Source organism: Loigolactobacillus backii, from assembly GCF_003946275.1.
Taxonomy (GTDB): domain Bacteria; phylum Bacillota; class Bacilli; order Lactobacillales; family Lactobacillaceae; genus Loigolactobacillus; species Loigolactobacillus backii.
In genome coordinates, this window is the sequence record NZ_RHNQ01000045.1 from 1 (window position 1) to 21,674 (window position 21,674).

23 protein-coding genes are annotated in these 21,674 nt (G+C 40.4%); all 23 read right to left on the minus strand.

Going from position 1 to position 21,674, the window contains the following annotated elements; translation table 11 throughout:
• Window positions 1-536: 536 nt before the first annotated feature.
• The 23 genes from sufB to atpB all read right to left on the minus strand — a co-directional run bounded on the left by sufB (window position 537) and on the right by atpB (window position 21,205).
• The gene (gene sufB, locus EKM61_RS08445; RefSeq protein WP_068225071.1) at window positions 537-1,979 is read right to left on the minus strand and encodes a Fe-S cluster assembly protein SufB; all 1,443 of its coding nucleotides are present in this window, start codon (window positions 1,977-1,979) and stop codon (window positions 537-539) included.
• Window positions 1,980-2,012: 33 nt separating this feature from the next.
• Window positions 2,013-2,492 (minus strand): Fe-S cluster assembly sulfur transfer protein SufU, encoded by a 480-nt coding sequence (sufU, locus tag EKM61_RS08450; RefSeq protein ID WP_068376769.1) that lies wholly within the window; start codon window positions 2,490-2,492, stop codon window positions 2,013-2,015.
• Window positions 2,479-3,717, minus strand: a complete 1,239-nt coding sequence (locus EKM61_RS08455; RefSeq protein ID WP_068280347.1) for a cysteine desulfurase — start codon at window positions 3,715-3,717, stop codon at window positions 2,479-2,481. Before EKM61_RS08455 ends, sufU begins: the two co-directional genes overlap by 14 nt.
• A complete protein-coding gene (sufD, locus tag EKM61_RS08460) occupies window positions 3,689-5,002 on the minus strand; it encodes a Fe-S cluster assembly protein SufD (protein WP_068225077.1) in 1,314 nt (437 codons plus the stop codon). Before sufD ends, EKM61_RS08455 begins: the two co-directional genes overlap by 29 nt.
• Window positions 5,003-5,014: 12 nt before the next feature.
• Complete coding sequence (gene sufC / locus EKM61_RS08465; protein ID WP_068225079.1) at window positions 5,015-5,809, minus strand: Fe-S cluster assembly ATPase SufC; 795 nt, start codon at window positions 5,807-5,809, stop codon at window positions 5,015-5,017.
• Between the two features lie 602 nt (window positions 5,810-6,411).
• Window positions 6,412-7,230, minus strand: a complete 819-nt coding sequence (locus EKM61_RS08470) for a MetQ/NlpA family ABC transporter substrate-binding protein (RefSeq protein WP_068225081.1) — start codon at window positions 7,228-7,230, stop codon at window positions 6,412-6,414.
• A 38-nt stretch (window positions 7,231-7,268) separates the two neighbouring features.
• Window positions 7,269-7,907 (minus strand): methionine ABC transporter permease, encoded by a 639-nt coding sequence (locus EKM61_RS08475; protein WP_068226238.1) that lies wholly within the window; start codon window positions 7,905-7,907, stop codon window positions 7,269-7,271.
• A gap of 52 nt (window positions 7,908-7,959) precedes the next feature.
• Window positions 7,960-8,991 (minus strand): methionine ABC transporter ATP-binding protein, encoded by a 1,032-nt coding sequence (locus EKM61_RS08480; protein ID WP_068225083.1) that lies wholly within the window; start codon window positions 8,989-8,991, stop codon window positions 7,960-7,962.
• Window positions 8,992-9,477: 486 nt separating this feature from the next.
• Window positions 9,478-10,680, minus strand: a complete 1,203-nt coding sequence (locus EKM61_RS08485) for an FtsW/RodA/SpoVE family cell cycle protein (RefSeq protein ID WP_068376766.1) — start codon at window positions 10,678-10,680, stop codon at window positions 9,478-9,480.
• A gap of 105 nt (window positions 10,681-10,785) precedes the next feature.
• Entirely contained in the window at window positions 10,786-11,007 is a 222-nt protein-coding gene (locus tag EKM61_RS08490) for a DUF2969 family protein (RefSeq protein ID WP_068225087.1), read from the minus strand.
• On the minus strand, window positions 10,988-11,278 hold the full coding sequence (gene yidD, locus EKM61_RS08495; RefSeq protein WP_068225088.1) for a membrane protein insertion efficiency factor YidD: 291 nt from the start codon (window positions 11,276-11,278) through the stop codon (window positions 10,988-10,990). Before yidD ends, EKM61_RS08490 begins: the two co-directional genes overlap by 20 nt.
• A gap of 195 nt (window positions 11,279-11,473) precedes the next feature.
• A complete protein-coding gene (locus EKM61_RS08500; protein ID WP_068225090.1) occupies window positions 11,474-11,659 on the minus strand; it encodes a DNA-directed RNA polymerase subunit beta in 186 nt (61 codons plus the stop codon).
• Window positions 11,660-11,675: 16 nt separating this feature from the next.
• Window positions 11,676-12,665 (minus strand): rod shape-determining protein, encoded by a 990-nt coding sequence (mreB, locus tag EKM61_RS08505; RefSeq protein WP_068225092.1) that lies wholly within the window; start codon window positions 12,663-12,665, stop codon window positions 11,676-11,678.
• A gap of 166 nt (window positions 12,666-12,831) precedes the next feature.
• A complete protein-coding gene (gene murA / locus EKM61_RS08510) occupies window positions 12,832-14,157 on the minus strand; it encodes a UDP-N-acetylglucosamine 1-carboxyvinyltransferase (protein ID WP_068225094.1) in 1,326 nt (441 codons plus the stop codon).
• Window positions 14,158-14,199: 42 nt separating this feature from the next.
• A complete protein-coding gene (locus tag EKM61_RS08515; protein ID WP_068225097.1) occupies window positions 14,200-14,433 on the minus strand; it encodes a DUF1146 family protein in 234 nt (77 codons plus the stop codon).
• A gap of 257 nt (window positions 14,434-14,690) precedes the next feature.
• Window positions 14,691-15,116: a F0F1 ATP synthase subunit epsilon gene (locus EKM61_RS08520; RefSeq protein WP_068225098.1), complete on the minus strand. Its 426-nt coding sequence runs from the start codon at window positions 15,114-15,116 to the stop codon at window positions 14,691-14,693.
• A gap of 11 nt (window positions 15,117-15,127) precedes the next feature.
• On the minus strand, window positions 15,128-16,579 hold the full coding sequence (atpD, locus tag EKM61_RS08525; RefSeq protein WP_068225101.1) for a F0F1 ATP synthase subunit beta: 1,452 nt from the start codon (window positions 16,577-16,579) through the stop codon (window positions 15,128-15,130).
• Between the two features lie 41 nt (window positions 16,580-16,620).
• Window positions 16,621-17,544: a F0F1 ATP synthase subunit gamma gene (locus EKM61_RS08530; protein WP_068225103.1), complete on the minus strand. Its 924-nt coding sequence runs from the start codon at window positions 17,542-17,544 to the stop codon at window positions 16,621-16,623.
• 14 nt (window positions 17,545-17,558) lie between these two features.
• The gene (gene atpA, locus EKM61_RS08535; RefSeq protein WP_068376763.1) at window positions 17,559-19,091 is read right to left on the minus strand and encodes a F0F1 ATP synthase subunit alpha; all 1,533 of its coding nucleotides are present in this window, start codon (window positions 19,089-19,091) and stop codon (window positions 17,559-17,561) included.
• Between the two features lie 39 nt (window positions 19,092-19,130).
• On the minus strand, window positions 19,131-19,673 hold the full coding sequence (gene atpH, locus EKM61_RS08540) for an ATP synthase F1 subunit delta (protein WP_068225106.1): 543 nt from the start codon (window positions 19,671-19,673) through the stop codon (window positions 19,131-19,133).
• Window positions 19,660-20,184: a F0F1 ATP synthase subunit B gene (gene atpF, locus EKM61_RS08545; RefSeq protein WP_068225108.1), complete on the minus strand. Its 525-nt coding sequence runs from the start codon at window positions 20,182-20,184 to the stop codon at window positions 19,660-19,662. Before atpF ends, atpH begins: the two co-directional genes overlap by 14 nt.
• A 64-nt stretch (window positions 20,185-20,248) precedes the next feature.
• The gene (atpE, locus tag EKM61_RS08550) at window positions 20,249-20,461 is read right to left on the minus strand and encodes a F0F1 ATP synthase subunit C (RefSeq protein WP_068225110.1); all 213 of its coding nucleotides are present in this window, start codon (window positions 20,459-20,461) and stop codon (window positions 20,249-20,251) included.
• 30 nt (window positions 20,462-20,491) lie between these two features.
• A complete protein-coding gene (atpB, locus tag EKM61_RS08555; protein WP_068225112.1) occupies window positions 20,492-21,205 on the minus strand; it encodes a F0F1 ATP synthase subunit A in 714 nt (237 codons plus the stop codon).
• Window positions 21,206-21,674 lie beyond the last annotated feature (469 nt).

Genomic DNA, 21,674 nt, shown 5'->3' on the forward strand with positions numbered 1-21,674 from the left:
CGCGATTGAGAACCAGAATGATCCATTTTAATTTGAACAATATCCGGTTTATCCAATAAAAATCACCTCACCAATTATTTGATGAGGCAATCATAACTTGAATTAAATTATTTTTGAAGTCGGTCAGTTATTTACTGCTTACTAAAGAAGCACGTGAAGACCAAAATAATTCTGATTAAATTCAGGCGGGGACGATAATTCAGACAAATGAATTATCGTCCCCGCCTTTTTAAAGGTTCCATATTTTTTGTAAAACAAAAAGACCACAGGCTCCATATACAAAAATCCACCATTAAAGGATATGAAAAGCCCTGTTATCAATAATAAGATACTATTTTCACTCAGTATTAAAGTACAAATTTTAAGCTAAACCACGCCAAAAATGAGAACAGAACCAAATAAAAGGACAGAATTAGAAGTTGGTTAGCTTCTAATTCTGTCCCAAAACTAGCCATCAACTAAATTTGACAGAGCGTTTTTATTTTCATTTGGTGGCGGTCCGTAAATTTACCCCATTATAACGCGGTATTAATATACTAGCCAACCGTACCTTCCATTTCGTAACCGATCAATCGATTTAATTCAACGGCGTACTCCATTGGTAATTCTTTAGTAAATGGTTCCACGAAGCCCATGATGATCATTTCAGTTGCCTTGGCTTCAGAAACACCACGGCTCATCAAATAATAGAGTTGTTCTTCGGAAATTTTTGAAACCTTAGCTTCATGTTCCATTGAGACGTTACCATTTAAAATTTCATTATACGGAATTGTATCGGAACTTGATTCTTCATCCATAATGATTGTGTCACACTCGACGTGGGCCTTTGAACCATCCGAGTGGCGACCAAAGCGGACCGTTCCACGGTAATCAACGGCACCACCATCTTTAGAGATTGATTTAGAAACAATCGACGAGGACGTATTTTTAGCGTTATGGATCATTCGCGCCCCGGCATCCTGGTCCACATTATGACCAGCAACGGCAATTGACAACATTGTTCCCGTTGCGCCTTCACCATCAAGGTAGACACTTGGGTACTTCATAGTAATCTTAGAACCAAGGTTACCATCAACCCACTCCATCGTGCTGTTTTCCATTGCTCGTGCACGTTTAGTTTCCAAACTATAAACATTGTTCGACCAATTCTGAATTGTCGTATAGCGAGCGTAAGCGTCCTTTTCAACGTACACTTCAACAACGGCAGCGTGCAAACTGTCCGATGAATAGTTTGGTGCTGTACAACCTTCAACGTACTGAACACTGGCACCCTCGTCAACAATAATTAAGGTCCGTTCAAATTGGCCCGAATTTTCGGCATTTAAACGGAAATAGGATTGAATCGGAATATCCGTTTTAACCCCTTTAGGAACGTAAATAAACGAACCACCAGACCAAACAGCACCATTTAAGGCCGCAAATTTATTATCAGTTGGGTGAACTAATTTACCAAACCACTTTTTAAATAATTCAGGGTATTCTTTCAAGGCCGTATCAGTGTCGGTAAAAATAATACCTAGTTTATCAAAATCATCTTTCATGTTGTGGTAAACCACTTCTGACTCGTACTGTGCTGAAGAACCAGCCAAATATTGACGTTCAGCCTGAGGTACACCTAAACGATCAAAGGTGTTTTTTATTTCTTCAGGAACATCTTCCCAATCACGATACTTTTTATCCGTGGCCTTTTGGTAATACAACATATTCTTAAGGTCTAATTTTGATAAATCAGGTCCGTACGCTGGCATTGGCATTTTTTTATACAGTTTGTAACATTTCAAACGGAAATCAAGCATCCATTTAGGCTCATCTTTTTCCTTTGAAATTTCCCGCACAACCTCTTCCGTTAAACCATGGCCGGTTGAAAATACAGGTGTTACATCATCATGAAAACCAAAATCGTAATCTTCGCTCAAGTTTAAGTCTTGAATCGAAGTTGCGGCAGCCTCATTATTTTTTGTGTTCTCAGTTTCTGGCATCGTCTTGCCCCTTCCTTTGCGTTTACTGCCGATCTAATTATCGTGATGCTCCACGATTTGACCAGCCTTTCCTTTACCATCATTACTTGTCAGGGCATTATTAAGTGCTTTCCAAGCTAAGGCCGCGCACTTAATTCGTGCGGGAAACTTAGCAACGCCATTTAACACTGACGCATCTTCAAGAATCTTAGTATCCAAATTAGGTTGATCACCAATAATCATCTTAGAAAAAACTTGGACCATTTCCTCAGCCTGAGCTGGTGTATTACCAATAACAGCGTCAGTCATCATGCTCGCAGAAGCCTGGCTAATCGTGCAACCATCACCAGAAAATGCAATGTCATTAATTTTATCATTAAAAACTGCCACTTCTAATTGAATGACGTCACCACAAGTCGGGTTACGCATCTCAATTTCATTCGTAACTTGCTGTAGATGACCGTGATGGTGCGGATGAGCCGAATGATCCAAAATAACTTGGCGGTATAAATTATCAAGACTAGACAGTGCCATGCTTAAAGAACTCCTTTGTTGCAACGATTGCGTCAACTAAGCGATCAGCATCCGCCTTCGTATTATATAAATAAAAACTTGCTCGTGCCGTTGCTGGTACCTTTAAATATTTCATTAATGGTTGCGCACAGTGGTGTCCAGCGCGAACAGCAACCCCTTCCATATCCAAACCAGTGGCCAAATCATGTGGGTGCAGCCCATTCAAATTAAAAGCAATCACGCCTGTGTGTTGGGCCGGATCATGAGGACCATAAACGGTGAGATCATCAATCGCCAACAGTTTAGGTAAAACGTAGTTAACGAGTTCTTGTTCATGGGCCTGAACGTTAGCCATTCCAATAGCAGACAAATAATCAATCGCTGCGCCTAAGCCAATGGCACCAGAAATATCAGGTGTTCCCGCCTCAAATTTCCACGGCAATTCTTTCCACGAACTCTGAAAAAGATCAACAAAATCAATCATTTCACCACCAAATTCAATTGGTGGCATTTCATTCAAAATCGCTTCTTTGCCGTACAAAACGCCAATTCCCGTTGGTCCTAACATTTTATGCCCAGAAAAGGCCAAAAAGTCACAATCCAATTCCTGAACGTCAACGGGCATATTTGGTAGCGATTGGGCCCCATCAGCCACCATAATTGCACCATGTTCATGGGCTAATTTTGCCAAGGCCTTAATTGGATTGACAACCCCAAGAACATTTGAAACCTGCGCAATCGCCACAATTTTAGTTTTATCAGTAATTTGTTCGGCCGCATCGGTCATATCTAAATGTCCGTCAGCAGTCATTTTAATGTATTTTAAAGTTGCTTTTTTTCGTAACGCTAATTGCTGCCAAGGAACTAAGTTACTATGGTGTTCCATGTAAGAGATGACAATTTCGTCACCAGCACCAATAACTTTCTCACCGTAACTAGCCGCTATCCAGTTTAAACTGGTTGTCGTACCCCGGGTAAATAAAACCTCAGTTGTGGAACGAGCATTGATAAAGGCCCGTACTTTTTCCCGCGCCGCTTCAAAATCAGCAGTCGCCCGCTCAGCCAAGGTGTGAACACCACGGTGAACATTAGCGTTATCCGTATAATAATAGTGCGCTAGTGCCTCAACCACTGCCCGCGGCTTTTGCGTTGTTGCGGCATTATCCAAATAGACCAAATCTTCATCATTAACTTTTTGATCTAAAATTGGGAAGTCATTACGAATCTGATTCAGACTTTTGACCATTTTCTAACTTCCTTTCGATCGTTGCCGTCAATCGTTCACGGACAGACTTGGATGGAATCTCGGTAATAACGCTACCTAAGAAACCGCGAATAACAAGGCGTTCAGCAACCTTTTTACTAATACCACGACTCATTAAGTAATACATTTGGCCTTCATCAACACGACCAACTGAAGCCGCGTGCCCGGCAGTAACATCATTTTCATCAATTAAAAGAATTGGGTCCGCATCGCCACGAGCCGTGGTTGATAACATCAAAACGCGACTTTCCTGTTGAGCATCTGAACCACGAGCACCCTTAACAATGTGACCAACCCCATTAAACGTTAACGTTGAATCCTCAAGGATAACGCCGTGTTGCAAAATGTGGCCAATTGTATGCTGGCCGTAGTTAGTCACCTTGGTGTCGATACCTTGCACTTGTTTACCAGTAGTAATCGCCACAACTTTTACTTCGGTATGTGAGCCCTTACCGCGTAGATCAGTGCTGAAATCACCAACAACGTTACCATCGTTCATAAAACCAACCGCCCAATCAACCGTAGCGTCAGTTGCTAAAATGGCGTGCCGGTTTAAATAAGTGGTTGTTTTACCACTAAGTTGATCAACCGCCGAAAAATGGACGTGGGCATTATCTTTGGCAATCACCTCAACAACGATATTGGCCAAGTTACTTTCTGTACCACTAGTCGAGAGATTCTCGTGGTAAGTTAATTCGCTGCCTTCTTCGGCAATAACCAAAACGTGCGGAACAAAATCCTGTTTACGGGTACTATCCTGAATGTAATAGGCCTGAATTGGGTCTTTAATTGCGACATTCTTGGGTACATATAAGAACGCGCCACCATTCATGAAAGCAGCATGAAATGCCGTTAACCGATTATTATCGGCCTTAACTGCCGTCTTCATATAATACTTTTCGACTAGTTCGGGATAATCACGCATTGCCGTAAATATATCCGTAAAAATAACCCCTTGAGCTGCTAAAGCAGGATCCAGTTGAGCAGCCATAACCGACTTACCAACCTCAACTAATAAATTCTTGCTAGCAGCAAAATCAATCTTTAGATCATCGGTCAGGTCAGCATTAGACGTAGTCGTTACCGGCTTCGTTGCGTTTAAGAGATCCCATTTTTGGTAGTCTATCTTTTCGTAGCGCGGTAATGGTAACGTGGGGTATTGCGCCAACATTTTCTGGCGTAACTCCAATGACCAAGCAGGTTCTGCATGATCTTGCGTGTAAGTCGTTAAAGCTGACTGAAATTCAGGTTCTACTTTTGTCTCCATGCTAAACCCTCCTTAAATCTCGTCAGTTAATTTAACGTCTAAACCTAACTCGTCCCGAACACCAGCATAGCCTTCATCTTCAAGTTTCTCGGCTAATTCTGGACCGCCACTTTGAACAATTCTGCCGCCCATCATGACGTGAACAGTATCGGGCACAATATAATTTAATAGCCGTTGATAATGCGTAATAATTAATGAACCAAAGTTATCACCGCGCATTGCGTTAACACCCTTTGAAACAACTTTTAAGGCATCAATATCAAGCCCAGAATCAATTTCATCTAAAATAGCAAAATTTGGTTGAATCATCATTAGCTGTAAGATTTCGTTCCGTTTCTTTTCACCACCGGAAAAACCTTCATTTAAGTAACGTTCTGACATTTCGTCCGTCATATCTAAAATTTCTTGTTTCTCGTCTAATAATTTCATGAATTCCATAACCGGCATTTGGTCATCATCCGCTCGGCGTGCGTTAATAGCGGCTCGCATAAATTCAACGTTGGTTACCCCGGCAATTTCGGCTGGGTATTGCATCGCCAAAAAAAGCCCTTTTCGTGCTCGTTCATCAACGGGCATGCCTAAAATACTTTCACCATTAAGTAAAATATCGCCTTGAGTTACTTTATAGGCCGGATTACCCATAATAGCTTGAGAAAGTGTTGATTTACCAGTACCATTGGGACCCATAATGGCGTGAATTTCACCGGTGTTCATTACTAAATTAACACCCGTTAAAATTTCTTTATCGACACCTTTATCTTCATCAGTTACAGAAACATGTAGGTCTTTCACTTCTAGTCTTGCCATCTGATCTCCTCCAAGCTTAAAATCGACTACTAACTTCGCTAATAATCGGTATATTTTTGTTGTAAACAATCCTATTCTAGCCTAATTGAGAACCTTTTTCAATAACACATCGGGAGTGGGACAAAAGTCGCTTTTGGCGCACGTTATAGAGTAATGTTCGGAAACAAAAAGAAGCCAGGACCTTTGTCCTAGCCTCATCCTCTAAGTAAAAGCGCTATCAAACCATCAGAATTGCGCTAAACTAGCGAAACCTTAATGAGAATAATATGTGCTGCTATCGATATACTAATTTGGCGGATTCGATTACAAGCTCAAACTAACGATCAAGGGACTACTCACTTTAACCTATGTACTGGATCGTTTTTTGACAATAAAAAAATAAGTGACCGGGACAAAAGTCCTAGCCGCTTATTTTTTCTGAGCATTACTCTAAAATGTGTGCCAAAAGTCTGGGTTCACGTGCCTAACGGAAGTGTTTGAAAAAGCGACTAGGTTACGAGCATTACTAACGTTGTCGATTGGACTAAATTAAACCGAAATCCAGTTATTGGATTAGCTTACGTTACGCAGTAAACCCAAAGGCGACTTTCTCACACTCCTACTTATTTAACTGGTAAAACTGCACCTTTAAAGCGTTTAGCAATCCAATCCTGAGTTGACTTTGACTGTAAAGCCTTCATCAACTTCTTAACGGCTGGCTTGTTTTGATCACCCTGACGAACTTCAACAACATTCGCGTATGGTGAGGATTTCTTTTCAGTTGCAATGGCTTTTTTAGTTGGATTAATCCCAGCCTGAACCGCAAAGTTGGCGTTAATAAATTGAACGTCGCCTTCATTATTCTTATAAAGTGAAGGCATCAGTTTGGGATCATAATCGTGCTTAAATTTCAGATGCTTTGGGTTTTTTGCAATATCCGTAAAGTCAGCGTCCGTAATCTTAGTTCCTTTTTTAATTGTGATTAGGCCAGCATCCCTTAGAATCGTTAAAACACGGCCATAATCAGGACGGTTATTAGAAACTAAAATTGTTGAACCATCTTTTAACTGTGATAATTTTTTAACTTTCTTTGAGTAGGCGCTGATTGGTTCCAAATGAACGGCCCCTACAATTGCAATCTTATAACCATTCTTTTTTACTTCTTGATCCACGTATGGTTTGTGTGCAAAGTAAGTTGCATCAAGATCCTTAGCTACTAAGGCCTTATCAATTAAAGAATAGTCCTGAAAAACCGTTACTTTAAGGTTAACGCCTTCCTTTTTTAACTGCGGCTTAACGTGGTTCAGAATAATTGAATGTGGTGTTTTAGTAGCCCCCACCTTTAATGTTGTTGCGGCCGATGCTGGCCCGGCAACTGCGCTAACGCCCAATAATAAAACGGCCGCCGCTGTTGCTAATTTAAGTAAACGATGTTTCTTCATAACTAAACTCCCCCTCTAATGAATGATGATTAAATTTTTTAACGTGTAATCCGCTTGTCGATTCGCCGAACTGTTAAGTCGCCAATCGTTTGAAAAATAAATACAATAATAAGAATAACAATCGTTGCAACCAGCGTTATTGTGTTGTTACTTGCTTGGAACCCATCCAAGTATGCCAAGTTACCCAGACCACCAGCGCCAATAACACCGGCCATTGCTGTGTAACCGATCAGTGAAATCCCCGTAACCGTAATTCCAGACACTAGCGCCGGGCTGCTTTCAGGTAATAACACTTTAAAAATAATCTGTGTATTTGTGGCGCCCATTGACTCAGCGGCCTCAATAACCCCATGATCAATTTCGTGAAATGCCAATTCCACCATTCGCGCATAAAATGGCGCGGCAGAGATAATCAATGATGGTAACGCAGCTTTCGGTCCGATAATTGTTCCGACTAAGTTTTTAGTAATCGGTAATAGTAAAACAATCAAGATAATAAACGGAATTGAACGAAAAACGTTAACGAAAACTGCTGCTAACCAATGAAGTAAGCGGGCCCACAAACTATGACTATCCGTTGTTTCAAATAAAAGTAACCCTAGCAGTATGCCGATAATAGCAACCAAAACTAATGAAAAGACCGTCATCCAAATTGTTTCGCCGGTGGCCGACCACATACTTGCCCAATCCACTTGCGAAAAATGAAAATAAGATGAAAAGCCAGTTGTACTACTCACCACGAATCACCTCCGTCTCAACTCGCATTTTATGCAGATAATCCTGGGCATCAATAATTTCCTGCGCATTACCTAAAAGCTGTAAGTAAAGTGTTCCGATTGAGCCCTCCTGAGTTTGATGAATGGAGCCATCAACAATATTGAGGTCAATCTCCGGAAATTGACGCAACATTTCAGAAATAATTGGTAATTTAGCCTGATCGCCGTGAAAAGTTAATTTCACAATTTTACCAGTTGGAACTTGCTTTAATAATTCATTGATAACAACATTGGTATCCGTTAGCTGCGGAGTTTCTTCTTCGGAAACAAATTGCCGTGTAATTTCTTTTTGCGGGTGGCGGAAAATATCGAAGACGCTACCTTCCTCAACAACTCGCCCGGCATCCATGACTGCCATTCGATCACAAATTTTACGGATAACGTGCATTTCATGAGTGATCACAACGATTGTGATGTTCAATTCCCGATTAATTTTAAGCAATAATTCGAGAACCTCGTCGGTCGTTTTAGGATCCAGTCCGCTGGTTGCCTCGTCAGACAGCAGAAGTTCCGGATCATTGGCCAGCGCCCGGGCAATGGCAACACGTTGTTGCTGCCCCCCCGATAATTCACTTGGATAGGCATTTTCCCGCCCTTTTAGACCCACCGTTTCAATTAATTTCTCTGCTTTTGCCTGTCGTTCTTCTTTAGGAACGTGGGTTAGCTCTAACGGAAAAGTAACGTTTTGTAAAACAGTCCGCGACCACAATAAGTTAAAATACTGAAAAATCATGCCCATTTTTTGGCGTTTTTCACGTAACTCTTTACCGTGCAAGTCACTCATTACTGTGTCATTGATCGTTACTGTGCCAGTAGTTGGTGTTTCTAGGCCATTAAACATTCGTACTAGAGTACTTTTACCTGCGCCTGAATAGCCGACAATACCATAGATCTCACCATCATTGATTTGTAAGTTGACGTCTTCAACGGCCGTAATCTGCTTTTTACCTTTGAAAACCTTACTGACACCCTTAATGTCAATCACAGGTACATCATCTCCTTATTCTAAATCAATAAAAAAAGCCCTTCATCCCGTATCACCTGATACTAAAGGACGAAAAGCTTGTTATTATCGTGTTACCACCTTTGTTTATGACTGAATCACTTCAGCCATCTCATCGAGTCGATTGACTCAGTACAATAACGTGTACAAATCCGCTAGAGTCGCTACAACTCTACACACTCCAAGATCATCTTTGAGGTTAATTTGCTTGTCTTTCACCATCACAAGTCGCTAAAATCAAAATAAATCCTCGCTCTTCTCTTCATCGCGTCCTATTCAATTGAGGTTAATTATAAACAGATTATAATTCCCTGTCAAGCGGATAAGTGCTTTCCAATGAAAACTAATCCGCTGAACTCTGGATCGTATTTGGAAAATAATTTTACTTATCTTTTCCGGACTAATTTAGTGTCAACATGTTTGAAAAAACAGATTGCTAGATGTCTTTTCAAACACTCCTAAATTAGTTTAATTGAAAGCCTCACTATCTGAGCTAAACATATAACTCTTATGGTGGAAGCGCATCGACATGACTAACCCGACACCAATCAAATTACCAATTAGCGCCGACCCCCCTTGGGAAATAAACGGTAACGGAATCCCCGTTAATGGTAGTAATCCAATGTTCATCCCAATATTTTCAAAGGTATGGAATAAGATCATCATGATAACCCCGGTTGAAATATAGGCATAAAATTCATTTTTCGTATCAAAAGTGACCCGGATCATTTGATAAATTAACAGAAAATAAAGTAAGATCAAAATTGTTGAACCGATAAAACCAAAGTTTTCGCCAATGACCGAAAAGATCATATCTGATTCACGAACGGGAACGTAAACCTCAGTGTGGTTAAACCCCTTACCCATAATCTGCCCGGAGCCAATTGCCTTCATACTCTGCCATAATTGGTACCCAGAATTACTAGTATCATTGGCTGGGTGTAACCAAGTATCAATTCGCGAAAACTGGTAACTTTCAAAACCAATGTGACCAAGAATCGTTCGACCCCAACTGGTCGCAACAAAGGTAATCGCCGTGCCCCCGATCACCAGAATAAATGAAAACAATGGAACTAAGATCTTCCAAGTAACACCGGATACCAACATAACACCACCAACAATGGCAAAAAAGACCAACATTGTCCCAAAGTCATGCTGGAGTTCCAATAAAATTGCTACTGGAAGGGTCCAGGCTGCCAGCTTACCAATTAAAATTAAGTCGCTTTGAACTTGGTGTACTGGATACTCATTGTTGTGGGTCATGACAACTCGCGCTAACATCAAAATAAACGCGGGCTTCATGACCTCCGAGGGTTGAAAAGTGAATGGTCCTAGGGCAAACCAACTCTTAGCACCAGTATTAACGTAGTAAGATCGACTATACAAAAACAAAACTGCTACCAGTAAAATAATTCCGACACCATAAGCCAATGGTGCCACCCGCCAAAGCTGTTCGGAATCAAATTGCATCGCAATCGCAACAATTGCTATTCCAATGGCATACCATAAAATCTGCACGGCCACTGTCCGCGTCACATTGGTGGTTGACTTATCGTGAACTGCTGCAACATAGATCGACGCTAGACCAATCAGCGCCAACATCATGACTGAAAAAATAATACCATAATCAATTCTTGGATTCTCAGCCTCTTCACGCGCTGTTTCTCGCATAAAACTGCCCCTTTATCTTATAATTAGGTTCCTTCATTGTCAGTATAACCGTCTCAATTAATTGCGCTAGTAAAAAACTTCAACTTTACAAAAAGCTTAGATTATTTATTTGTGCAAATGGTACTGCATAATTAATTCGTTAAGCCCATCTTCATAGCTACGTGCGTTAAAAGAAGTCCCATCGGCCAGTTTAACTTGAAATTGATGTTCAGCTATTTCTTCAATATCACCAATCCGTTTTTTACCATCAAAAACAACGTTAACAATGTTTGTTTCGTGAGTTTCTTCTTGAATTGTCAATTCAACTTTATTTGGTTGTTTCGCCATAATATTTTACCTTCGCTTCCTCTATTTCCTGCTGATTATGATTACGACCGATCAAAAATTTGCCGGGAACAGGATCAAAACCCCCAGTCACAAATGGCTGACAGCGTAATAGCCGACTAATTGCCATTAACGATCCCTTAAAAACACCATATTGCTCGATTGCTTCGATTGCATAATGAGAACAAGTTGGGTAGTAACGACAACTTTTTGGCAAGGCGGGGGATAAATAGCGCTGATAAATTCGAATAAGTCGAACCAATAATTGTTTCATTTAACTACCTCCCACCTAACAAAACTCTTTTAACAATGAATTCTATCAGCCAATCTGATCGCAGTACTTTCAACTTACTCACGTTAGTTACTAATGAATATTTCGGTAGTGAACCCGTTTCTAACCGATAACCTGATCCTCTATTCAAAGATGACAAAAAAGAAGCTACGCAACTGCCTTAGCTTCTTTCAACAACTACTGCACAAAATCCAACATATGCCCCCAAGTACTTGGTAAAAAGACACGTAATGGATTTCCGCCACCAATTGCAAAGCCGATCATCGTCCCAAGAACCAAGGTAGCTAACATTAAAATTGCAACTAAAAGTATCTTTGATAAAACCGGCCGCACAAAAACATCAAAGCGCCGTGAATTACGCATTTCCAATCACCTCAATTTAGCGCCGTTTACTTTTATTAATATTATCTAACAGTACGCCAGTTCCTAGAGCAACAGCATCTAATGGTCGTTCAGCAACAATTACCGGCACTTTTAGATTATCGGAGAAAAGTTGATCAATCCCATGAAGTAACGCTCCACCGCCAGTCAACATAACTCCGCGATCGATGATATCAGCGGATAATTCAGGTGGCGTCTGGTTTAAAACATCCTTTGCCGCTTGAACAATTTGCATCATTGTATCGTGTAAGGCATTTTCAACTTCTTTAGAAGTAATCGTGATCGTTCGAGGTAAACCAGTGACCATATCGCGGCCCCGGACATCAAGCGATTTCGCCTCATCTTTACCGTAAACCTCACCAATTTCAATCTTAATTTTTTCGGCAGTGTGTTCACCAATCAACAAGTTATGTTCATTTTTAACAAAACTAGAAATTTCGCTATCCATTTTATCGCCAGCCAAACGTAACGAGCGACTGGTAACAATATCGCCCATTGATAAAACAGCGATATCACTTGTACCACCACCGATATCAATTACCATATTACCTTGTGGCTGAAAAATATCCATCCCCGCACCAACTGCAGCGACTTTTGGTTCTTCTTCTAGATAAACTTTACCACTACCAGATTTTTCGGCGGCTTCAATAATTGCCTTCTGTTCAATTGACGTAATATTAGTTGGGCAACAGATTAAAATATTTGGTTTGGATAAAATTCCCTTAACGTTTAATTTATTAATGAAATAAGATAGCATTGCTTCAGTAATATCAAAATCCGCAATCACGCCATCTTTCATTGGTCGAATTGCTCGAATGTTGCCTGGTGTTCGACCCACCATTTTATAAGCATCCGATCCTACTGCTAGCACCTTCCCGGTCTTTGTATCAATTGCGACTACAGAAGGTTCGTTCAAAACGATACCTTTACCTTGAACATGAATTAGGACATTCGCAGTACCAAGGTCAATACCGATATCTTTTGCCATTCTTGTTTTGCTCCTCTCGCTAAACGTAACTCAATCAATATTGAATTATAGCATAAGATGCGGCCCACGAAAATAGTGGACTTCCGGTCAAGCCAGAATAAAAGCCACCTTTTAAGCTATTCCATGAAAAAAGAAGCAGGTCAGGCACCTACTTCTTACAAAAAAATTAAGCTTGTTGGGCCAACAACGTTGCAAAAGAATCAGGTGTGATAACCTCATTTTCCTTTTCTGTATCGACCCGAACAACTTCAGCCCCCAAACCACATAATTTTTTATGAAATTTGTAGTAGCCACGATCTAAGTATTTAAGATTAGTTACTTTTGTATAACCTGTTGCCACCAAACCGGCGATCACCAAGGCAGCAGCAGCACGAAGATCCGATGCCGCAACTTCGGCCCCATTGAACGCTGTTGGTCCGTATAGTAGAACAGATTGACCCTCTATCCTAAAATCAGCGTTCATTCGTCGTAGCTCGTCTAAATGCATAAAACGATTTTCGAAAACCGTCTCCGTTAACAAACTAGTCCCTTGTGCCGCCAATTGCAGTACGGTCATTTGTGCCTGCATGTCAGTTGGAAAACCTGGATAAGGTAATGTTTTAACACTAGTTGCTTTAAGCGTTGGCATTCCAATGATTCGGACACCCATGTCGGATTCAACAACCTTAACCCCCATTTCCTCTAGCTTTGAAATGAGCGGCTTATTATGTTCTGGAATGGCATTCTTAATCAGAACATTGCCACCCGTAATCGCTGCCGCCACCATAAAAGTACCAGCCTCAATTCGATCTTGAATAATGCTATGTTTACAGCCGTGCATAACCTTTACGCCTTCAATGCGAATGGTTTCGGTTCCGGCCCCAACAACACGTGCACCCATTTTATTTAATGCGTTCGCCAGGTCAACAATCTCTGGTTCCCGGGCCACATTATCGATTGTAGTCGTTCCCTCGGCTAAAGTTGCTGCCATCATAATATTCTGGGTTGCGCCTACGCTTGGAAAATCTAAGTAAATTTGTGTTCCGACTAATTTTGGCGCTACCGCCTCAATATAACCGTCGTGCTGTGTAATTGTTGCACCAAGAGCCTCAAAACCTTTTAAGTGAAGATCAATTGGCCGACTACCAATTGCGCAACCTCCTGGCATAGCAACGCGAGCTCGACCTAATCGAGCCAATAATGGACCTAAAACAACGATCGATGCCCGCATTTTTGAAACGTATTCAAAAGGTGCATTAAAGGCAAGATCACCACTTGCATCTAACGTAATCGTTTTTTTATGTTGATCAAAGGCCAAATCAACATTCAAACGATTGAGAACCTCATTCATTGTAAAAACATCCGATAAAATTGGAACATTATCTAAAACTGTTTGGCCACTGGAAGCCAGTAAGCTTGCTGCTAGAATGGATAAAACAGCATTTTTAGCGCCTTCAATGTTTACCGTTCCATTTAATCTTTGTCCACCATGGATGATCAACTTTTCTGCCATGAGTTTTCCTCCGCACCATTTAAGGTTTAATTACGTAACTGATTAACGAAAAAGAAAAATCAAATTACGTGCATTATCAATAAAATTCAAGAAAAAAGTACTACATAGATAACCAATCACAATTGCCAATAAACCAACTAATAATTGCGCCTGCTGAACGTGATCACGTCGAATGATTTTTTCAAATCGAAGTGCACGAAGAGCCCAAAAAGCGGCGCCGGTAAAAATAAAGTAGCAAACTAACGTTACAACGGATTGAATCCCGATGTTTTGCAAATCCATTCCCCCTACTACATTTAAGTCTAATTCTAACATAGACGACTGGTACTGTCAGAATTTTATACAACAGTAAACTAAAAAGAGTTGCGGGAGTTGGCCAAATACGTTTACCCTAAATTGGTCAGGTAAATACTAATAAGGGCATCTTCCAAACAAATATTAGGTGCATTAATAAATGACACACTAAAAAGCACCTTTTTATGACTGAATTACCATCATAAACAGATGCTCTTTAACCTACTTTTTAACTTAAATTAATGTTTTGAAACGTTAATTCGGTTCATCGCACGTTTAAGTTTAATTTGCGCACGTTGTAACTCATCAGTATCTTCTTTTTCTTGTGCCTTTTTAATGTTTTCTTCAGCACGATGCTCAGCCAATTGCGCACGTGAAACATCAATATCACGTTCACGTTCCGCAGAATCAGCAATAATTGAAGCAACGTTACCAGAGACTTCCATAAAACCACCATTAACAGCAATTGCGTCTTCATGTTCAGACTGATCGACACGCTTAACGCGGACCTCATCAATCTGTAATGGCGCCACAATTGGCTCATGATTAGGCATAATTCCTAACTGACCATCTAACGCGTTAACAATAATCATCGTAGCGTGATGATTATAAATAATACCATCGGGTGTGACAATATTAACTGTCAAAACGGGCTTGTCAGCCATATGCACACCTCCTAGTTAGCTGCAGCTTTTTGATCTTGATCAGTTGATGCATTGGTATTGCTACCGTAACCCATTTTTTTAGCCTTTTCGACAACTTCTTCGATTGGACCAACACCACGGAAAGCATCTTCTGGTAGATCATCATATTTACCGGCTAAAATACCCTTGAAGCCCTTAACGGTATCAGCAACTGATACGTATGAACCAGGTTGGCCAGTAAATTGTTCGGCAACACTAAAGTTTTGCGATAAGAAGAATTGGATTCTCCGTGCACGTGCAACAATAATCTTTTCGTCATCGGACAATTCATCCATCCCTAAAATAGAGATAATGTCTTGCAATTCACGGTAACGCTGTAATACCTGTTGAACTTGCATAGCAACGTCATAATGTTCTTGGCCAACAATTTCTGGATCAAGGGCACTTGAAGTTGATGCAAGTGGATCAACAGCCGGATAAATACCTTGTTCAGTTAAAGAACGTTCCAAGTTAGTTGTTGCATCCAAATGCGCAAATTCAGTTGCAGGTGCAGGATCGGTATAGTCATCGGCAGGCACATAAACGGCCTGAATTGACGTAATTGAACCCTTTTTAGTTGAAGTAATTCGTTCCTGTAATTGACCCATTTCAGTAGCTAACGTTGGCTGATAACCAACGGCTGAAGGTAACCGGCCAAGTAAGGCCGAAACCTCAGAACCAGCTTGCGTGAAACGGAAGATGTTATCAATAAAGAGTAAAACATCTTGGCCAGCAACGTCACGGAAATATTCAGCTAGGGTAACACCAGTCATGGCAACCCGCATCCGGGCACCAGGCGGCTCATTCATCTGACCAAAGACCATGGCCGTATGACTTAAAACGCCTGAACCTTTCATTTCATAATACAAATCATTACCTTCACGCGTACGTTCACCAACACCAGTGAAGACTGAAATACCACCATGTTCTTTAGCGATATTATGGATTAATTCCTGAATTAAAACTGTTTTACCAACACCGGCACCACCGAATAGGCCGATCTTCCCACCACGAAGGTAAGGTTCAAGTAAATCAATAACTTTAATTCCAGTTTCCAAAATCTCAGAAGAGGTACTTAAATCCTCAAACTTAGGTGCTTCCTTATGAATACTACTACGTTCGTGATCGGCAGGAAATTCATCACCGAAGTCGATTGGTTCACCTAAAACGTTAAACACACGCCCTAAAGTATCTTCGCCAACTGGAACTGTAATGGCTCCTTCAGTATCTGTAACGTTCATTCCACGCTGCAAACCATCCGTTGAATCCATAGCGATAGTACGCATAACACCATCGCCTAATTCCAGGGCAACTTCTAACGTCACTGTTTCATCTTTGCTCTTTTGAACAACCAGTGCGTTATTAATTTCAGGGAGTGAACCGTCTAAAGGAAACGCAACATCGACAACTGGACCCGTTACTTGGGTAATTTTACCAGCACTCATATTATTTTGTTCCTCCCATCATTTTTACTAGGTACAGCAGCTTATTCAAGCGCACTAGCACCTGCAATGATTTCAGTAATTTCTTGGGTAATGGCCCCTTGTCGTGCCCGATTATAAGTCAAGGTCAAATGATCGATTAAATCTTTAGCATTATCGGTTGCACTACGCATTGCGTTCATACCGGCCGAATGTTCGGCAGCTTTAGCATCCATTAATGCACCAAAAATTAGACTTGCGGCATATTGGGGCAAGATTGCATCAAGTACTTCTTCCTGTGAAGGATCGGCAATATATGAAACGTGCTTATCCTTTACTTCAGAAATATCTAAATCAGTAATTGGTAACATTTTTTCAGCACGAAACTCTGAACGTAATGTATTAACGTGATGATTATAACAAACGTAAAGTTCATCAAAAACACCAGAATCAAACATTGAAACTGCTGTTGTAACGATCTCCCGAACTTCGTTAAAAGTTGGAACATCACTTACACCACGATATTCATAGGCAATGTTCATGCCACGATTTTTAAAAAAGTCAGCGCCAGTTCCGCCTACCGCCATAAAGACATACTCATCAGAATTTTTATGATCTTTTGTAATCATATCAGTAACAGCCTTGATAACGTTACTATTATAACTACCAACAAGTCCCCGATCTGAAGTAATCACAAGGTAGCCAGTCTTTTTAACTGGTCGTTCCTGCAACATACTACTAACGCGAATTTTATCTTTTCCGTCCTTGTTAGAACTTTTATCATTAAAATTACTAATGGCCAATAATTGCGCGGCGGCCATATGCGTCACAATTTCGCGAATTTTACTTGAATATAACAAATAATTAGACGACTTTTTTTCAATTTGATTCAACTTCGAGGCTGAGACCATCTGCATGGCTTGGGTAATTTTCTCGGTACTCTTTGTCGAATCAATTCGACGTTTAATCTCAGTTAAAGATTCAGCCATGTGCTCATCTCCTCTTAGTTAGTAGCCGTTTCAACAGGTGTCACTCCAGGTTTAAAGATTTTAGAAAAAGCTTTAAGCCCATCAGCTAACTCGCTGCCTTCAGGCAATTTTCCTGTATCAGCAATTTGTTTCAAAACATCTGCTTTATTACTATCAAAATAATCAAACAGCTCGTCTTGGAAACGTAAAATGTCATCAACAGGAACACTATCTAGATAGCCTTCACGCAAAGCATATAAAATCAAAACCTGTTTTTCAACCGGAAGTGGTTGGTGAACTGGCTGTTTAAGTACTTCAACCGTTCGCCGACCACGATTTAATTTAGCTTGTGTGGCGGCATCAAGATCAGAACCAAATTGTGAGAAGCTTTCCAATTCACGGTATGAAGCCAGATCCACACGTAAAGTACCGGCAACCTTCTTCATAGCCTTGATTTGGGCATCCCCACCAACACGAGAAACCGATGCCCCAGCGTCGATTGATGGTCGAGTACCTGAATAGAATAAATCACTATCCAAGAAAATTTGACCATCAGTGATAGAAATAACGTTAGTTGGAATATAAGCTGAAATATCACCAGCCTGGGTTTCAATAACTGGCAAGGCAGTCATTGAACCGCCACCTAATTTATCACTTAACTTAGCGGCACGTTCCAGTAAACGAGAATGTGTGTAGAAAATATCACCAGGATAGGCTTCACGACCTGGTGGACGACGTAATAGTAGGGAAATTTCACGGTATGCAGTGGCTTGCTTCGTTAAATCATCATAAATGATTAAAACGTGTTTGCCATTGTACATGAAATCTTCACCCATTGCCGCACCAGCATATGGTGCCAAATATAACATTGGTGCTGGCTCAGAAGGACCAGCCGTCAAAACAATTGTATAATCCATTGCGCCGAATCGACGTAATGATTCAACTTGACTGCGGACGGTTGATTCCTTTTGGCCAATAGCAACGTAGACACAAATCATATTTTGATTCTTTTGATTAATAATTGTGTCAATAGCAACAGAAGTCTTACCTGTCTTACGGTCACCAATGATTAATTCCCGCTGGCCACGGCCGATTGGAACAAGAGAATCGATTGCCTTTAGTCCAGTTTGTAATGGTTCACTGACTGATTGTCGATCCATAACACCGGGCGCCTTAAACTCGATGGGACGTGTATGGTCCGATTTAATATCGCCCTGGCCATCAACTGGTTGTCCTAAAGCATTAACAACCCGGCCAATCATACCTTCACCAACTGGTACTTCCATAATTCGCCCAGTTCGTTTTACAGTATCGCCTTCACGAATATCGTCAAATGAACCCATAATCATAATACCAACATCATTTGTTTCTAAGTTTTGTACCATACCATATGAACCATTTTGAAATTCCAACAATTCATTGGCCATTGCGTTATCGAGGCCGGTTGCTCTTGCGATACCATCACCAACATAAGTAACGGTACCAACTTCTTCAACAGATAGATCATTAGAATAGTTATCTAATTGCTGTTTAATCAAAGAGCTGATTTCCTCAGCTTTGATACTCATAGGGTTCACCTCTTTTAAAATAAAATCCGTTTATTATTTTTAGCCTAACAATAACTGTCGAACGTGCATTAAACGTGTTCGAATACTACCATCAATAATCAAATCATTTGATTTTACAATGACACCACCAATAATGCTATCATCAACAACATTATCCAGTTCAACATTGTTAGCACCAATCCGCGTTGCAAATTGTTGTGCCAACGCGTCTTTTTGATCAGCAGATAATGGTACTGCCGAAGTTACTTTGGCGTGAACCAATCCACGTTTTTGATCATATAATTGAATATAATCAGCCAAAATATTGGGCATTTCAGCCATTCGACCATAATCAAAAACCATTTGTAATAGATTCGCAACTGTTTTTGATGCATCTTTTTTTAAGGCAGCTAAAAGTGGCTTTTTTTGGTCTGACGTTAAAATTGCACCAGAAAGTACCTCACCTAATGTGTCATTTGTGGTAAAAACTTGTTGCAGTGCAACAACTTCTTCATAAATGCTATCCAGTGTCTTTTCTTCCGTTGCAAGATCAAATAGCGCCGTAGCGTAACGTGTACCAACTGTTTCTCTATCTAGCGCCATTTTGCTTCCCCAACCCTTCGATATAAGAATCAATGAGTGCTTTTTGGTCATCAGCCTTTAATTCTTTTTGAATGATTTTAGAAGCAATCTCAATAGATAAAGCGGCCACATCATTTTGCGCACTCTTTAACGCATCTTCGCGTTCCTGCGCAATATCCTTCTGGGCATTTGACTTTAATGTACCAACTTCATCTTGTGCTGTAGAAAGAATAGTTTGCCGTTGCTTTTCGCCATTTTGACGAGCATCATTCACAATGCCAGTCGCTTCTTGCTGTGAATTATCTAATTCTTTTTGTCTCTGAGCCTGTAAACTTGAAGCCTTCGTGCGTGAATCCTCAGCATAATCTAAATCGCTGGAGATTTTTGTTGCACGGTTTTCCATCATTTTCGTGACCGGTCCCCATGCAAAATGCTTAATTAATAGTAACAACAGGATAAAGGATATTAGGTAGAAAAGTAAATCACCTATATATAAACCACTTGCTGCACCAACGACGAAATGTGAAAGCATCTATTGACACCTCCTTTTATATTTAATTGACAATCAAAAAAGGCAGTAATCTGCCTCGTGTAGCCTAACGCGATAACAGAATGAATGAAACAACGATCGCGATAATTGGAACGGCTTCGATCAAACCTACACCAATAAACATAGTTGATTGTAATTTACCAGATAATTCAGGCTGACGTGACATTCCTTCAATTGTTTTTGAGATGACTTGACCATTACCGATACCAGCGGCAATGGCTGCCCCTGCGGCTGCAATAGATGCTGCGATAAAATTCATAATATACTTTCCTCCCTAGAATTGTTTGATCTATTCTTTCTCAACTTTTTGAGAAATATAAACCATTGATAAGGTAACAAAAACGTAAGCTTGGATACTGCCGATAAAGACAGAGAACCCTTGCCAGACCATCTCGAGCGGTAACGCAACTACCGTAGTAATCAGCCCGTGAGACATTGCGACACTTCCAACAAGTGTAAGTAAGACTTCGCCCGCAAAAATATTACCATACAGACGGAATGATAGCGTTAGGAAATTCGTAAATTCTTCCAATAGTTCAATTGGCAGCATGAAACTTACGGGGCGTAAATAGGAATTTACTAAATAGCCTTTCACGCCAAATCGTTGTACCCCGAAAAAGTGTGCTAATAACAAGACCATCAATGCCAGTGACATAGTCACCATTGGGTCAGAGGTCGGACTCTTAAGGTAAGTCGTTCCTCCAACAATTATTTGAACCGCCAATCCCATTTGGTTAGAAACAAAGATAAACAGGAACAAAACAAAAGCGAATAAATTGAATCTTTTTCCTTCTTCGCCGGGAATGTTACTTGAAACAATCCCATTGGTAAAATCAATAATCCACTCAAGCACGTTCTGTTTACCAGTTGGTTTCATAGCTAAATTACGCGATAGAAAATAAACTAGACAAAAGACGATTGCAAAAGCAGCTAATCCTGAGATCACATTTGTAATGTTAAAGGGAATCCCTAAAAACTTTACAACGTAAGTCTCTTCATTCACAGAATCTCACCTCTTTTCCACAACCAGATTTTTGACAGTGTTGCGCAATTCGTTATGTACATAGTCACTGTAATCCAAAGTGTAACACAGAACGAATTAGCACGAAAGCGACACCGGCAGAAAAGAATCTGAACGATTGTTAAATAATGTAACGTTCAAAATACAATCGTTATAATACCACCAATAAACAAAAAATACAAAAAAACCAACATCGATTAAAAACCGTTTCCAAGGCCTATAAATGGGTTTTTATTCCTAATTATAGGATTATTTTCAGAAAAAGTTTTAGAACTATTTGTTCGATCACCAAGAGAATGCGCTTTCGAAATTGAACTAAAAATAGACCAAGGTCACTTCATACAATGAGTATCGAATAGCCAATGATAAATTAATACGCGTGGTGCTAGTTTGTAATAATACAAAAAAATTAACAAAAAAGTCCAACACAGTTAGACTCATAAGTGACTAA